Below are 14517 nucleotides of genomic sequence, written 5' to 3'. Positions count from 1 at the left end.
TAGCTAGATGTGGTGAGGGTGAGTCCAGGTGTCGGGCAGTGAGGTCAGCGCAACGTCAGCACCGGTGCTGACAGCGACCGTGATCAACCTGGAACGACAAGAAGCCCCAGACTCTCGGCATGCGCCGTGAGCTGGGGCTGTAACTCCTGTTCGACCAGATACGTGGTGGACGATACTGGGATTGAACCAGTGACCTCTTCCGTGTCAGGGAAGCGCTCTCCCGCTGAGCTAATCGTCCTTATCGAGTTACTTGAACTCCGAGCGGAAGACGGGATTCGAACCCGCGACCCTCACCTTGGCAAGGTGATGCTCTACCACTGAGCCACTTCCGCGTGTCGCCACACTTAACTTTAGCGGACCCGGGAGGGTCCGCTGTCCAGCCGACCGAGGTGGAGACGGGATTTGAACCCGTGTAGACGGCTTTGCAGGCCGCTGCCTCGCCTCTCGGCCACTCCACCAGGAGATTGAACTCCGAGCGGAAGACGGGATTCGAACCCGCGACCCTCACCTTGGCAAGGTGATGCTCTACCACTGAGCCACTTCCGCGTGTTTCCGGCTTCGTACCGGCCACGGGAAAACCATATCGCCTTCGGGGAGTGCCCGTGTGCGGTGAGCGGGTGTGCGGGTGAGATTCAGCGGGTCACGTGGCGTGTGGGGTTTCGGGGAGTTGCATGGGTGGGTGGGAGTCGGTGGGTCACGCGGGCGGGTGGGGGTCGGTGGTTCACGTGGATGGGTGGGGTTCGGTGGGTCACGCGGACGTCCTTGGCCATGACGAACATGACGCGGTGGCCGAACTGGATCTGGTGGTAGCGGTCCTTGCCCGTGACGGTGACGTGGTCGGCCGGGTTGAAGGAGTTCGTCGCGTGGTAGGAGCCGGGCAGCGTGAGGCCGAGCGAGTAGTACTGGCCGGGCTGCATGACGTAGCCGAGCGGGGTTGAGAGCTGGTAAGCGACGGCGCCGCGGTAGGCGGACTTTTCGGGGTATGCGCGGCCGTACACCTTGATGTGTTTTCTCCGGGGGGTGACGAGCGGGCCTCGCGCCGGGATGGCGGTGGGGGCGGTGGCGGGGTTGTAGAACCACGCCTTGCTGCCCAGATACCAGATGGCCGTCCAGTCGCCCTTCCGGGCCGCCACCGCGTATCGCTGGCCGGTCGAGGCGCGGGCGCTGTGGTCGTAGACGCTGTACGTGCTGGGCTTGCCGACGCGTTTGCCGATGTCGTCCACGAGGGGGGCGTCCTCGCGCGGTTCTGTTCGCAGAAAGACCGCTGAGGCGCCGTGCGGGGGACAGGGGCCGGTGGCTTTGGCGGTTTTGGCGGATTTAGCGGGCTTGGCGGACTTGGCAGCAGGTTCGGTGGGGTTGACAGACTTGGTGGGAGTGGCGGGCTCTGCCGGCTCGGTGTCCTCGGTGTCCTCGGTGGTTCCGGTGGAGTTGGTGGGCTTGGCGGTGCAGCCGGTGAAATGCGGTTGGTTGGTTTCGTAGGCGGGGCGGATGATGATCGATGTGCCCTTCTTGGCCTTTTTGAGTGGGCTGCCCATCAGGTCGAAATAGTGTGCCCAGTCCCAGTACGGTCCCGGGTCCTCGTGCATGGACGGGAGCGTTTCGGGGCTCGGGCCCGGGACGTTGTCGTGGCCGAGGATGTGGGCGCGGTCGAGGGGGATGTGGTGTTTGGCGGCCAGATATTTCACCAATTTGGCTGATGAACGGTACATCGCCTCCGTGTACCAGGTGCCGCCGCTGGCCAGGTAGCCCTCGTGTTCGATGCCGATGGAGCGGGAGTTGATATCCCAGTTGCCCGCATGCCAGGCGATGTCCTTTGTACGTACGTGCTGGGCGACATGTCCGTCGCTGGAGCGGATCGTGTAGTGCCAGCTCACGTATTCCGGGTCGTTCACCATCGACGGGACGCCTCCGTAGGTGCCCTCGGTGTCGTGGATCACGATGTAGTCGATGCGTCTCGGCCCGTTCAGGGTGTCGTGGTTGCCGTAGTCGCCCTTGCCGGTGCGTTTGTAGGCGGCGGGCATCCACTCGCAGGCCAGCGAGGCGGGGCATTCGACGTTCGCCGTGTTTGTGTTCTTGCTTGTGTGCGGGGCTGGGAGTGTCGGATGGCTCGTGCCGGTTCCGGGTGCCGGCGGTTGGTCTTCTGGGGGCACAGGTTGTGCCTGGTCGGCCACAGGTTGTGCCACGTTGGGCTGGGGTTGTGCCACGTCGGTCATGGCCGGGGTCAGGGTCGCAGCCGGGGCCGGGATCGGGAGTGGGGGCGGGTAGTGGACGTCGGCGATCTTGGATGGCGCCGAGGAGCCTCCAGCGGACTTTCGTGAGGTTGAGGGGTGTCCGCCCGCGACATGTGCTGCTGCCACATGGGTTGCGCCGGGGCCAAATGGGGTGAGGCCCGATGGAGTGCTGAGGCGGGCCGCCGGGCGAAGGGGGGCGGCTGGGATGAGTCGGCCTGTTGGGTGGAGGTGCGCCGGTGGGGTGAGCCGGGCTTCCGGGCGAGGGCGAGTTGCTGGGTGGAGGCGGGCTGGTGGGTGGAGGCGAGCAGTTGAGGTGAGGCGGCCGGGTGGGCGTAGATGGGCCGGTGGGCGGAGGGTGGGGATGGCTGCCAGCCGTACCGGCTGCCCGTCGTCTGTGCGGCGGGTGGCTCCGGCGCGGATCACCGCGAACACCTCGTCGGCGAAGGCGCGAGCCGAGTTCGGGTCGTGCGCGCCCGAGTAGCGGGCTACTGCGTCGTACCAGTCGGCGGGGTTCGCGCTGGGGCGTCGCTGGTAGGACGCGAGCAGGGCGGCACCGCCGCGGATATTGGCGGCGGGATCGGCGCGTAGCCGCGCGGGCGCCAGCCCGGTGAGGCGCTCCGCGAGTTGCAGCGTCGCCTCTCGCGCGGACACCCCGTCATGCACGCTTCCAGGTACGCCCGGCGCGTCCGCAAGGTGCCTGCCTCCAGGCTTGGCCAGCGCGTTCACGAGGCGGGTACCTCCAACAACGCCCGGCGCGTCCACGAGTTGGCTGGTTTCAGGCTCGGCCGGTGCGTCCACGAGGTGCATGGGGCCGTAACCGCCGGCCACGCTGGGTGCTCCGCTGTTCGCGTTCCACCTGGACTCCAGGTACGACACACCCAGCAGCACGCTCTCCGGCACCCCGAACTCCCGCGCCGCCGCCGCGAAGTCGCCCTGGCGGCTCACGTCAGCCCGATGCCCCACGCCGCCCATGTTCGGCAGGTCCGGTAGTTCGGGCAATCCGGGCATGGCGACGGTGGACGCGGTGAGACCGACGACGACCCACAGCAACAAGAGGACCCCCACACGGCGAAACAGAAAGCGACGGTGAAAACACCGAGCGTAACCATGTCGCCGAAAGAGATGGGTCAGGCGGGGCGGATGACGCGGACGAGGTCTGCGAGGTCGGCGGCGAATTCCGCGTCCAGGTCGGCCGGCGCGTCGAGGTAGGGCATCAGTCGCTGATGGGCAGGGAAGTCGCCCCTGGCTCGGCGCGACCGGACGTCGTGACTGGCCGCCGAGAAGCGCCCGTTCGCCTCGGACGTCGCGAAGCCGAGCACGAACGTGCTGACCATGCGCTCGATCCGCGGCACCTCTGCGTCGGGCACCCCCGCGTCGATCAGTGCCTGGTAGATCCAGTCCACCACCCGCACCGCGTCGGGCGTGACCGAGGGCCGGGCGAACAGCAGCGGGAAGACGCTGGGATGCTCCCGGGCCAGCCTCCTGGTGGCCCAGGCGAACGCGCTCAGCCGCTGGTCCCACGACTCGCCGGGCAGACCCTCCGGGAGGGTCGTGAGCAGGCGTCCGACGAGCCCGTCCAGCAGTTCATCCTTGTTGCGGAAATATCCGTAAAGGGCCATGGGCGTCAGGCCGATGCGTTCGGCGACCGCTCGCATGGTCAGGGCGTCGAGTCCGCGTTCGTCGGCGATGGCGAGGGCGGCGTCGAGGATCTCCGGTTGCCGCTCGGTCTTGAGTTTCCGCACCGCCTCAGTCTACGGTGTAGAGCAGTCTACAAGGTAGACCGGGGAGGAGCGGGAGACATGCTCAAGGCGACGGGACTGGTCAAGAGCTTCAATGGGGTGGCCGCGCTGGACGGCTTCTGCCTGGAGGTGGCGCCGGGAGAGATCGCGGGGCTGGTCGGGCACAACGGCGCCGGCAAGACGACCTTCTTCGAGATCGCCTCGGGCCTCATCACTCCCGAGTCGGGAAATGTGGTGATCGACGGCCAAGTGGGTGTCGCGCCACAGCAGCTCGCGCTCTACCCGAGTGTCACCGTCCGCGAGACTCTGCGTTTCTTCGGCGGCCTCGCGGGGCTGCGCCGCCAGGCGCTCAAGCAGGCCATCGACCGGATCGCCGAGGAGATGCTGCTGACGAACGAGCTGGACCGGCGGGTGAGCGTCCTGTCCGGCGGTCAGCAGCGCCGTACCCAGGCCGCCACCGCGCTGGTCGCCGACCCCGCCGTCCTGCTGCTCGACGAGCCGACTGTGGGCGCCGACCCCGAGACGCGAGCCGCCCTTCTCGCGGCCGTCCGCCGCCGGGCCGAGAACGGCGCCACGGTCGTGTACGCCACCCACTACCTGCCCGAACTGACCGAGTTGGCCGCCACGATCGCGGTCGCGAAGAGCGGCAGGGTGATCGCCAGAGGCACCGGCGAGGAGCTGCTCAAGGGCCTGCCGGGTGAGGTGCGGGTGGTTCTCGACGACGACGAGGAGCTGGCCGTCACCACGGCCGACCCGACGGCCACGCTCGCCGAGCTGCTGCGCGGCCTCGACCGGCCGGTACGCGGCATCGACATCCGCCAGCCGTCGCTCGACGACCTCTACAAGGAGCTGTCCCATGTCGCGTGATGCGCCTGCCAGGAGCTGTCCGGCATGTGCTGATGCGGGGACCGTGATGGTTTCCAGGGTGTTTGGTCACACGACCGTGTTGATCCTTGTGACGGTCCGTCGTGGTTGAGGTCCCTGGGGGAGGACCCCCTTCGGGGGAGAGGAAAGAACGGAGTCGGCCCATGTCGCGTGACTCGCTCCATCGCATCGCGGTGCTGGTCGGGCACAACGCGCTGCTGCGCAGGCGCGACCCCGCCCACCTGGTCAGCTACCTGGTGATGCCGATGGTGCTCATGCTGGTCTTCAAGTCCATGCTCGGCCAGCCGGCACAGGTGGTGACCGGGCTGCTGGTGATGTTCTCGGTGCTGTCGATGGCCGACGTGGCGACCGCCGTGCTGACCGAGCGTGTCTGGCACACCTGGGATCGGATCAGGGCGACTCGGGCGCGCATGCCTGAGCTGATCATCGGCAAGACCCTGCCGGTCTTCGCCATCCTGGCCGTCCAGCAGGTCGTCCTGCTGGTCTATGGGGTCCTCGCGGTGGGCATGCGGCCCACAGGGCCGCTCTGGCCGCTCGGGCTGGCCGTCGCCGCGTGGTGCTTCGCTCTCCTCGGCGTGGGTACGGCGCTCGCCGCGGTGGTGCGCAGCCATGGCGAGCTCAGCACGCTCTGCAACATCGGCGCCCTGTCGGTCAGCGCGCTGGGCGGGGCGTTGGTGCCGTACGCGCTGATGCCGTCATGGGCGCAGGCCATCGCGCCCGCCTCCCCGGGCTACTGGGCGACGACCATGCTGCAGGCCGCCGTGCGCGGCGACGTGGCCGCCACGGTGGGCCCCGCGGCCGTCCTCATCGCCCTCGGCGCGGCGGCCGGAGCCTTCGCCTGCCGTCGTCTCAGTAAGGGATGGGGTCGGTCGGCCGTGCTTTAGCTAATATCCTGCCCGATTTCGGGCAGAATATTAGCGTGTCGCATCCCAGCTGCGTAGTGTCCTCGTCTGTGTCCCTGGCACGGCATCCCTACGAAGACCTCGTCGCCCACCTCGTCAGGACCAGTGGTCTCGGTCCCGGTGAGGCGGCGCGCGTGGTGGCCGACGTGCTGTCGTACTTCTCCGAGCCGGTCGAGGAGTTCGTACGGCGGCGTCACGGGGAGCTGAAGTCTCGCGGTCTGACCAACGACGAGATCTTCCCCAGGGTCGCCGCGGAACTGCGCGGGCGCCGGGTGGCGCCGCCGGAGCTGTCGCTCCGGCAACTGCGCAGGATCGTGTACGGATAAAAGCGGACAAAAGATAGAAAAAGCCCCAAAAGCAGAGGAGAGCGTCGTATGTGCGGAATCGTGGCCTATGTCGGGTCGAAGGATGCGGCGCCCATCCTGCTGGAGGGGCTCCAAAGGCTGGAGTACCGAGGCTATGACTCGGCCGGTGTCGTCGTGTCCAACAAGGGGCTCAAGGTACGCAAGGTCAAAGGCCGGGTCGCCGACCTGGCGAAGGTCGTACCCCCCAGGTTCAAGGGCGCCCTCGGCATCGGTCACACGCGGTGGGCCACGCACGGCGTGCCCAGCGACGTCAACGCGCACCCGCACCTGTCGTCCGACGAGCGGATCGCGGTCGTGCACAACGGCATCATCGAGAACGCCGACGAACTGCGCGCCAAGCTGACCGCCGACGGGGCGGAGTTCGTCTCCGAGACCGACACCGAGGTGCTCGCGCACCTGATCGCCCGTACGGTCGAGGAGACCGACACGCTGGAGGAGGCCGTACGCAAGGCGCTCAAGAGCATCGTCGGCACGTACGGCATCGCGGTCGTCGACAGTGAGCGGCCCGGCGAGGTGGTCGTGGCCCGCAACGGCAGCCCGATCGTGCTCGGCATCGGTGAGAAGGAGATGTTCGCCGCCTCCGACGTGGCCGCGCTCGTCCGCTACACCCGCCAGGTCGTGCACCTGGAGGACGGCGAGCTGGCCGTGCTCAAGGCCGACGGGTTCCACACCTTCGCCAGCGACGCGCGCGAGACCGCCAAGGAGCCGCTGACCGTCGACTGGGACGCCGGGCACTACGACACCGGCGGCTACGAGCACTACCTGCTCAAGGAGATCTCCGAGCAGCCCGACACGGTCTCGCGCACCATGAGCGGCCGCCTCGACGAGCGCTTCCACATCGCGCACCTAGGCGGCCTGAACATGGACGCCCGCGAGACCCGCTCCTTCCGCCGGGTGAAGATCATCGGCTGCGGCTCGGCCTACTACTCCGGCCAGATCGGCGCGCAGCTGATCGAGGAGCTGGCCCGCATCCCGGCCGACGCCGAGCCGGCCAGTGAGTTCCGCTACCGCAACCCGGTCGTCGACCCCGACACGCTCTACGTCGCGATCAGCCAGTCGGGCGAGACCTACGACACGCTCGCGGCCGTACAGGAGCTCAAGCGCAAGGGCGGCCGGGTCATCGGCATCGTCAACGCGGTCGGCAGCGCCATCGCCCGCGAGGTCGACGGCGGTATCTACCTGCACGCCGGGCCCGAGGTCTCGGTCGCCTCGACCAAGGCGTTCACCTCGACGTCGCTGGCGTTCGCGCTGCTCGCGCTGCACTTCGGCCGGGTGCACGACCTCTCGCCCGCCGATGGCCGCCGCGTCTGCGAGGGCCTGCGCAGGCTGCCCGGCCAGATCGAGGAGATCCTGGCGCAGGGCGACAAGATCGCCGAGCTGGCGAAGAAGTACGCGAACTATCCGAGCATGATGTTCGTCGGCCGGGTCCGCGGTTATCCCGTGGCCCGCGAAGGCGCGCAGAAGCTCAAGGAGATCTCGTACGTCCACGCCGAGGCCTATCCGGCCAGCGAGCTCAAGCACGGGCCGCTCGCCCTCATCGGCCCCGAGATGCCGACGGTGGCGATCGTCCCCGACGACGAACTGCTCGACAAGAACCTCACCACCCTCGGCGAGATCCGCGCCCGCGGCGGCAAGGTGCTCATGGTGGGCCACCGCGAACCCGACGCCAAGCTGGCCGACGACGTCATCGTGGTGCCGAAGAACGAGATCGAGCTGGACCCGATCCTGCTCACGATCCCGCTGCAGCTGCTGGCGTACCACGCCGCCGTGGCGCTCGAACGCGATGTGGATAAGCCGCGCAATTTGGCTAAGAGCGTCACAGTCGAGTAACTGCTACGACACGGCGGCCACAATAGGCACATAGCCCGTGATAAGCGGACCGGCAGGACTTAAGATCGAAACTGTGCCCGAGTTTCATGGTCAACCGCCAAATCTCGCACGAATGTACGATTACATGCTCGGCGGCACAGACAACTACGCCGTCGACCGCGAGGCGATCGACCGGCTTGCGGAGCTGCTCCCGCAAGCCGTCCTGCTGGCGCGTGCCAACCGGGCCTTCCTCCAGCGCGCGGTCCGCCACCTGGCGGACGCGGGCGTCCGCCAGTTCCTCGATCTGGGCAGCGGGCTGCCGACCCAGGGCAACGTGCACGAGGTGGCGCCGGAGGCGAAAGTCGTCTACGTCGATCGCGACCCGGTCGTCGCCACCCACGCCAGGGCGCTGCTGGAGGAGGCGGGCCGGGCCGTCTTCGTCCAGGCCGATCTGCTCGACCCCGACGAGGTGCTGGCGCAGGCGTCCCGCTTCCTGGACCTGAACGAGCCGGTGGGCGTGCTGCTGGTCTCGATCCTGCACTTCATCCCGGACGCCCGTGACCCGGGCAAGATGGTGACCAGGCTGCGCGAGGCGGTGGCGCCCGGCAGCTACCTGGTGCTCACCCACGCGACCTCGCGGGGACGGTTCGAGGAGGGCGCCACGCCGCTCCACCGGCCCACCTCGGCCGGGGCGGGTACCGACCGGACTCCGAGGGAGATTCGGGCGTTCTTCGGGGACTTCGAGCTGGTCGAGCCGGGCCTGGTGCACGCCCCCGACTGGCGTCCCGACCGGCCCAGGCTGGTCAGCGAGCCCTCGCTGCCGTCGTACCTGCTCGTCGGTGTGGGCGAGAAAACATCATAGTTCTTCCCGACTTTTCGTGATCCCTGATAATGACAACCCTGATGTGTAACAGTGCGTTAAGTGTCAGTGACCTGGGGTAGTTATGGGGTGCGAGGGGAGGACGCCATGCGCCGACGGGGGTTCTTCGCGCTCGGCCTGGCGGTGGCGGCCTGCGCGACAGGATGTGGCACGGAGGGGAGCCTCGGCGGACGCGCCGTCAACGCGGCCGGCCTCTCGGGCCGGTTCGCGATCGTCCCCGGCGCCGGACGCTGGGCCCGCGTCGCCAAGACGCTCGTCAAAACCGCCCGCGACGCCGGTTTCCCGGTCTCCGGCACGCCGCCCGTCACCCGGATCACCGTCACCGGGCTGCCCGCGCTGGCCGCGACCGAGCTCAACAACGGGCTGTCGTTGCTCGACACCGCCACGCCGCTGGCCCGGCTCACCGGCCAGATCGAGGTGGTGGTGGTGCCCGCACACTCCAAGTTCGCCACCTTCGACCAGTTCGGCGCGCAACTGGTCGCCCACCCCGACCGCACGCCCCTGACGGGCGGCCCGCAGGGCGAGCCCGACCACCTGCTGTTCGGGCTGATCGCCAAGGGCCTCGGCGCCGACACCCGGCAGGTCGACTACACCGGTTTTCCCGGCAGCGAGGAGGCCTCGGCCGCGCTCCTCGGCGGCAAGGCCGCGGCGGCGACCGGCACGCTCGCGGACTGGCGCCGCGCCATCGGCAAGGGCCTGGTCAGGGTGCTCGCCGTCTCCAGCGCGCGCCGGGTGGACGGCATCGAGGCGCCGAGCCTGCTGGAGTGCGGGGTGCGGGTGGACTTCGCCGACTGGTGCGCGGCCGTGGGGCCCGAAGGCATGACCGATGACGGCAAGGCCGTCGCCATCCGGCTCTGCGACGAGGTCACGGGGTCCGACTCGTGGCGGGCGGCCTGCCGGGCGGAGGGATGGACCTCGATCCCGCTCAGCGGCGACGACTTCGAACAGTGGCTGGCCTCGGAGATCGGCAGGACCAGGGCCGTGCTCCGCGATCTGGGCATGCTCGACACCGCTGACACAACATGCTGGGGTAGTTGCGCCAAGGGCCACTAGATGTAGGATTCTGATCGTCGCTGGTTCGCCCCTCGGGGCGGAGCAAAAGGGAACCCGGTGCGATTCCGGGGCTGCCCCGCAGCGGTGAGCGGGAACGACCGCCGTCACGAGCACTGGAGATCTCCGGGAAGCGACGGCCAGTAGGAATGATCGACCATGCCCGCGAGCCCGAAGACCTGCCGGCGACGTTGGGGGAGCCAGCCGGCTCCGCCCATCGAAGTGTCCATGGCCTCGAGGGAGGGCCGGGGGCGTCGGCGGCCGTGGAGTCCAGGGCCGCCGTGCTCTCACGCGCCCTCACGGGGATGAGCTCGCGAGGAGAGAGCACGTGACGCAGATCATTGAGGCCGATCACCAGCCGGCCACGGCCGATCACCAGCCGGCCACCGTCGACCGGCGGCTGGCGATCGAGGAGGCCGCCGCACGAGTGATCACCGATCCGGCCAACTCCCGGATCGCCGCCCGGCTCCTGGCCGAGGAGATCGCCGACGAGGCGGCCGGGCACGGCGTGCGGACCTTCTCCGAGTCCATCGCCGCCAGCCACGCCGCCGGGCTGATCCAGGACTCGCTCGCCGCCTTCGTCGGCGCGCACGCCGCCGAGCTCGACGCGCTCGTCTCCGGCGAGGCGGACGACCGCTTCGAGTATTTCGGGTTGCGTACGGTCTACGACCGCTACCTGCTGCGGCACCCGGAGTCGCGGACCGTGCTCGAACGGCCGCAGCACTTCCTGCTCCGCGTGGCCTGCGGGCTGTCGGAGACGGTCGCCGAGGCCGCCGAGCTGTACGGCCTCATGTCCACGCTGTCGTACCTGCCGAGCTCGCCGACGCTGTTCAACTCCGGTTCGCGCCGGCCGCAGCTGTCGTCGTGCTTCCTGCTCGACTCGCCGCGCGACGAGCTGGAGTCGATCTACGACCGCTACGGGCAGGTGGCCAGGCTGTCGAAGTACGCCGGGGGCATCGGCATCGCGTGGACCCGGGTGCGCTCGCGCGGATCCCTCATCAAGGGCACCAACGGGCACTCCAACGGCATCGTGCCCTGGCTGCGCACGCTCGACTCCTCCGTCGCCGCCGTCAACCAGGGCGGGCGCCGCAAGGGCGCGGCCTGTGTCTACCTGGAGACCTGGCACGCCGACGTCGAGGAGTTCCTGGAGCTGCGCGACAACACGGGCGAGGACGCCCGGCGTACGCACAACCTCAACCTGGCCAACTGGGTGCCGGACGAGTTCATGCGGCGGGTGGAGGCCGACGAGGTCTGGTCGCTGTTCGACCCCAAGCAGGTCCCCGACCTCACCGACCTGTACGGCGAGGCGTTCACCCGCGCCTACCGCGCCTACGAGGCCGACGGCCGCTACACCCGGCAGCTGCCCGCCCGGACCCTCTACGGCCGGATGATGCGCACCCTCGCCCAGACCGGCAACGGCTGGATGACGTTCAAGGACGCCGCCAACCGCACCTCCAACCAGACGGCCCGGCCCGAGAACGTCATCCACCTGTCCAACCTGTGCACCGAGATCCTCGAGGTCACCAGCGACGGCGAGACGGCGGTGTGCAACCTCGGCTCGATCAACCTCGCCGCCCACCTGACCGGCGAGGGCGTCGACTGGGCCCGGCTGCGCGCGACCGTCCGTACGGCGGTGCGCTTCCTGGACCGGACCATCGACCTGGGCTTCTACCCGACCGCCGAGGCCGAGGCGGCCAACAAGCGCTGGCGGCCGATCGGGCTCGGCGTGATGGGCCTGGCCGACGTCTTCTTCACGCTCCGGCTGCCGTTCGACTCGCCCGAGGCGCTGGGGCTGTCGACCCGCGTCGCCGAGGAGATCGCCCTGGCCGCCTACGACACCTCCGCCGATCTGGCCGTCGAGCGCGGCCGGCATCCGTCGTACGAGGAGACCAGGGCGGCGGGCGGCGTCTTGCACCCCGACCACTACGGCGCCGCCGCGTCGCCGCGCTGGGACGAGGTGCGCGCGAAGATCGCCGCGACCGGGCTGCGTAACTCGCTGATGGTCGCCATCGCCCCGACCGCGACCATCGCCTCCATCGCCGGGTGCTACGAGTGCATCGAGCCGCAGGTGTCCAACGTGTTCAAGCGCGAGACGCTGTCGGGGGAGTTCCTCCAGGTCAACCGCTACCTGGTGGCCGACCTCCAGGCTCGCGGGCTGTGGACGCAGCGGATGCGCGACGACCTCAAGCGGGCGGACGGCTCGGTCCAGGACATCGCGGGCATCCCCGATGACCTCAAGACCTTGTACCGGACGGCCTGGGAGCTGCCGCAGAAGGCGCTCATCGACCTGGCCGCGGCCCGTCAGCCGTACATCGACCAGTCGCAGTCGCTCAACCTGTTCATGGCCAGCCCGACGATCGGCAAGCTGTCGTCGATGTACGCCTATGCCTGGAAGCAGGGCCTGAAGACCACCTACTACCTGCGCTCACGCCCGGCCACCCGGATCGCCCAGACGACGATCGCGCAGACGACGATCGCGCTCGACGCCGTCGCCTGCTCCTTGGAGAACCCGGAAACCTGCGAAGCCTGCCAGTAGTAGACCCCCTCGAACGGAGACCCCCAATGCTGCTCGACCCCGGCATGGACCTGACCCTGCGCCCCATGCGTTACCCGGACTTCTACGAGCGCTATCGCGCCGCGATCCGCAACACCTGGACCGTCGAAGAGGTGGAGCTGCACTCCGACCTCGCCGACCTGGCCAGGATGACGCCGCAGGAGCGCCACCTGATCAACCGGCTGGTCGCCTTCTTCGCCACCGGCGACTCCATCGTGGCCAACAACCTCGTGCTCAACCTCTATCAGCACGTCAACGCCCCCGAAGCGCGCCTGTACCTCAGCAGGCAGCTGTTCGAGGAGGCCGTACACGTGCAGTTCTACCTGACGCTGCTCGACACGTACCTGCCTGACCTGGAGGAACGGGTCAAGGCGTTCGCCGCCGTCGAGCACATTCCGTCCATCAGGGACAAGGCGGAGTTCTGCTTCCGGTGGATCGACTCGATCAACGGCCTGCGGCGGCTGGAGAGCGCGGACGAGCGGCGGCAGTTCCTGCTCAACCTGATCTGCTTCGCCGCCTGCATCGAAGGGCTCTTCTTCTACGGAGCGTTCGCCTACGTATACTGGTTCCGGTCTCGGGGCCTGCTCGGCGGGCTGGCCACCGGCACCAACTGGGTGTTCCGTGACGAGTCCATGCACATGGAGTTCGCCTTCAGCGTCGTCGACACCGTGCGGGCCGAGGAGCCCGAGCTGTTCGACGACAAGCTGGGGGAGCAGGTCACCCGCATGATCGAGGAGGCCGTCGCCGCCGAGTTGGCCTTCGCCCGCGATCTGTGCGGCGACGGCATGCCCGGCATGAGCGTCGAGCAGATGCGCGACTACCTTCAATATGTCGCCGACCAGCGGCTGGCTCGGCTCGGGCTGCCGCAGAGATACGGCACGGCCAATCCGTTCGGGTTCATGGAGCTGCAGGACGTCCAGGAGCTGGCCAACTTCTTTGAACGGCGTGTCTCCGCATACCAAGTGGCTGTTGAGGGCAATGTGACATTTGACGAGATCTTTTAAGACATAGGGGGCATGAACGTGCAGTCGCCGACTGACTGGCTCATTCTCGCCATCTCGGTGGCGGGCGCCATTCTCGTGGTGGAGGTGGTCAGGAGGCTGCTGGTCAGGGCGGGTCGCAAATGGGCGCTCGCCCGGCACCTGGTGGAGCACTGCACCTGGGCGGCGTACTCGGTGGGGGTCGTGGTGGCGGCCAACCTGGTGTTCTCGCCCGGGATGATCGGCGAGAGCGTCCGCCTACGCGAGCTCGGCGGCACGATCGACCGCGTGCTCGGCCTGGTCACCATCGCCTGCGTCACCTGGCTGATCGTCCAGGCCAGCTATGCCCTCACCGACGTCGTCCTGGACCGGCTGGTCCTCGTCAAGGGGGAGCGCAATCGCCGGGCACGGCGGATCATGACCCAGATCGGGCTGGTCCGCCGCGTCGCCGCCGTGACCATCGTCGTGCTGGCGATCGGCACCATGCTGTTCTCCTTCCCGCAGGTCCGAGCGCTGGGCGCCGGGCTGCTCGCCTCGGCGGGCATCGCCGGCGCCATCGTCGGTATCGCCGCCCAGCCGACCATCGGCAACATGCTGGCCGGGCTCCAGCTCGCCTTCAGCGACGCGCTCCGCCTCGACGACGTGGTCGTGGTCAACGACGAGTGGGGCAGGATCGAGGAGCTCACGCTCACCTACGTGGTGGTACGCCTGTGGGACGAGCGGCGCCTGGTCCTGCCCGTGTCCTACTTCACCCAGAACCCGTTCGAGAACTGGACCAGGCACGGCAGCCAGGTCCTCGCCGTGGTGTTCCTGCGGGTCGACTGGTCGATACCGATCGGCAAGCTGCGCGAAGAGCTCTACCGGTTCATCCAGGAGAGCCCGCTGTGGGATCAGAAGGACTGGACGCTCCAGGTCACCGACGTGCTGCCGAACGGGCTGGTCGAGCTGCGGGCCCTGATGAGCGCCGCCGACTCGCCCTCCGCCTGGGACCTCAAGTGCGACGTACGCGAACATCTCGTGACCTACATCAGGGAGAACTTCCCCGAGTCCCTGCCCCGCTTCCGCATCGAGACTCCGGAGACCCGCGCGGGGGTGCCGTGGACCAGCTCCCTGCCGGGCTGA

The 14517-nt window shown here is 68.6% G+C and carries 11 protein-coding genes, 4 tRNA genes and 1 riboswitch; of the genes, 9 read left to right on the top strand and 6 right to left on the bottom strand.

Features of this window, described 5'->3' with window-relative positions:
- Window positions 1–163: 163 nt before the first annotated feature.
- From AB0B64_RS35645 to AB0B64_RS35620, 6 genes are all read right to left on the bottom strand, one after another.
- Window positions 164–238, bottom strand: a tRNA-Val gene (locus AB0B64_RS35645).
- A gap of 22 nt (window positions 239–260) precedes the next feature.
- A tRNA-Gly gene (locus AB0B64_RS35640) sits at window positions 261–332 on the bottom strand.
- A gap of 55 nt (window positions 333–387) precedes the next feature.
- Window positions 388–458 (bottom strand) — tRNA-Cys (locus AB0B64_RS35635).
- 16 nt (window positions 459–474) lie between these two features.
- A tRNA-Gly gene (locus tag AB0B64_RS35630) sits at window positions 475–546 on the bottom strand.
- Between the two features lie 86 nt (window positions 547–632).
- A complete protein-coding gene (locus tag AB0B64_RS35625; RefSeq protein WP_358182937.1) occupies window positions 633–3296 on the bottom strand; it encodes an N-acetylmuramoyl-L-alanine amidase in 2664 nt (887 codons plus the stop codon).
- 62 nt (window positions 3297–3358) lie between these two features.
- Window positions 3359–3973, bottom strand: coding sequence for a TetR/AcrR family transcriptional regulator (locus tag AB0B64_RS35620; protein WP_357951326.1), 615 nt, complete (start codon window positions 3971–3973; stop codon window positions 3359–3361).
- Window positions 3974–4030: 57 nt separating this feature from the next.
- Here AB0B64_RS35620 and AB0B64_RS35615 point away from each other — a divergent pair, with 57 nt between their 5' ends.
- From AB0B64_RS35615 to AB0B64_RS35575, 9 genes are all read left to right on the top strand, one after another.
- Window positions 4031–4837 (top strand): ABC transporter ATP-binding protein, encoded by an 807-nt coding sequence (locus AB0B64_RS35615; protein ID WP_358182933.1) that lies wholly within the window; start codon window positions 4031–4033, stop codon window positions 4835–4837.
- 161 nt (window positions 4838–4998) lie between these two features.
- The gene (locus AB0B64_RS35610; protein ID WP_358182931.1) at window positions 4999–5739 is read left to right on the top strand and encodes an ABC transporter permease; all 741 of its coding nucleotides are present in this window, start codon (window positions 4999–5001) and stop codon (window positions 5737–5739) included.
- Between the two features lie 68 nt (window positions 5740–5807).
- The gene (locus tag AB0B64_RS35605) at window positions 5808–6083 is read left to right on the top strand and encodes a hypothetical protein (RefSeq protein ID WP_225289808.1); all 276 of its coding nucleotides are present in this window, start codon (window positions 5808–5810) and stop codon (window positions 6081–6083) included.
- A gap of 48 nt (window positions 6084–6131) precedes the next feature.
- Window positions 6132–7952, top strand: a complete 1821-nt coding sequence (glmS, locus tag AB0B64_RS35600) for a glutamine--fructose-6-phosphate transaminase (isomerizing) (protein WP_357951331.1) — start codon at window positions 6132–6134, stop codon at window positions 7950–7952.
- Between the two features lie 37 nt (window positions 7953–7989).
- Window positions 7990–8793 (top strand): SAM-dependent methyltransferase, encoded by an 804-nt coding sequence (locus AB0B64_RS35595; protein WP_358182926.1) that lies wholly within the window; start codon window positions 7990–7992, stop codon window positions 8791–8793.
- A gap of 105 nt (window positions 8794–8898) precedes the next feature.
- Entirely contained in the window at window positions 8899–9864 is a 966-nt protein-coding gene (locus tag AB0B64_RS35590) for a tripartite tricarboxylate transporter substrate-binding protein (protein WP_358182923.1), read from the top strand.
- Window positions 9865–9868: 4 nt separating this feature from the next.
- Window positions 9869–10063, top strand: a riboswitch (cobalamin riboswitch).
- 126 nt (window positions 10064–10189) lie between these two features.
- Window positions 10190–12397, top strand: a complete 2208-nt coding sequence (locus AB0B64_RS35585; protein ID WP_358182920.1) for a ribonucleoside-diphosphate reductase subunit alpha — start codon at window positions 10190–10192, stop codon at window positions 12395–12397.
- Between the two features lie 26 nt (window positions 12398–12423).
- A complete protein-coding gene (locus tag AB0B64_RS35580) occupies window positions 12424–13419 on the top strand; it encodes a ribonucleotide-diphosphate reductase subunit beta (RefSeq protein WP_357951338.1) in 996 nt (331 codons plus the stop codon).
- Between the two features lie 12 nt (window positions 13420–13431).
- Complete coding sequence (locus tag AB0B64_RS35575; protein ID WP_357951340.1) at window positions 13432–14517, top strand: mechanosensitive ion channel domain-containing protein; 1086 nt, start codon at window positions 13432–13434, stop codon at window positions 14515–14517.

Origin of the sequence: Nonomuraea sp. NPDC049129, assembly GCF_040648495.1 — a bacterium.
Lineage (GTDB): Bacteria > Actinomycetota > Actinomycetes > Streptosporangiales > Streptosporangiaceae > Nonomuraea.
The sequence above is the reverse complement of the archived record's forward strand: the minus strand, read 5'-3'. Positions and strand labels throughout refer to the sequence as shown.

Coding starts and splice junctions, on each gene's coding strand:
- AB0B64_RS35590 (WP_358182923.1), top strand. CDS start 8,899: ATGCGCCGACGGGGGTTCTTCGCGCTCGGCCTGGCGGTGGCGGCCTGC.
- glmS (WP_357951331.1), top strand. CDS start 6,132: ATGTGCGGAATCGTGGCCTATGTCGGGTCGAAGGATGCGGCGCCCATC.
- AB0B64_RS35615 (WP_358182933.1), top strand. CDS start 4,031: ATGCTCAAGGCGACGGGACTGGTCAAGAGCTTCAATGGGGTGGCCGCG.
- AB0B64_RS35580 (WP_357951338.1), top strand. CDS start 12,424: ATGCTGCTCGACCCCGGCATGGACCTGACCCTGCGCCCCATGCGTTAC.
- AB0B64_RS35610 (WP_358182931.1), top strand. CDS start 4,999: ATGTCGCGTGACTCGCTCCATCGCATCGCGGTGCTGGTCGGGCACAAC.
- AB0B64_RS35575 (WP_357951340.1), top strand. CDS start 13,432: ATGAACGTGCAGTCGCCGACTGACTGGCTCATTCTCGCCATCTCGGTG.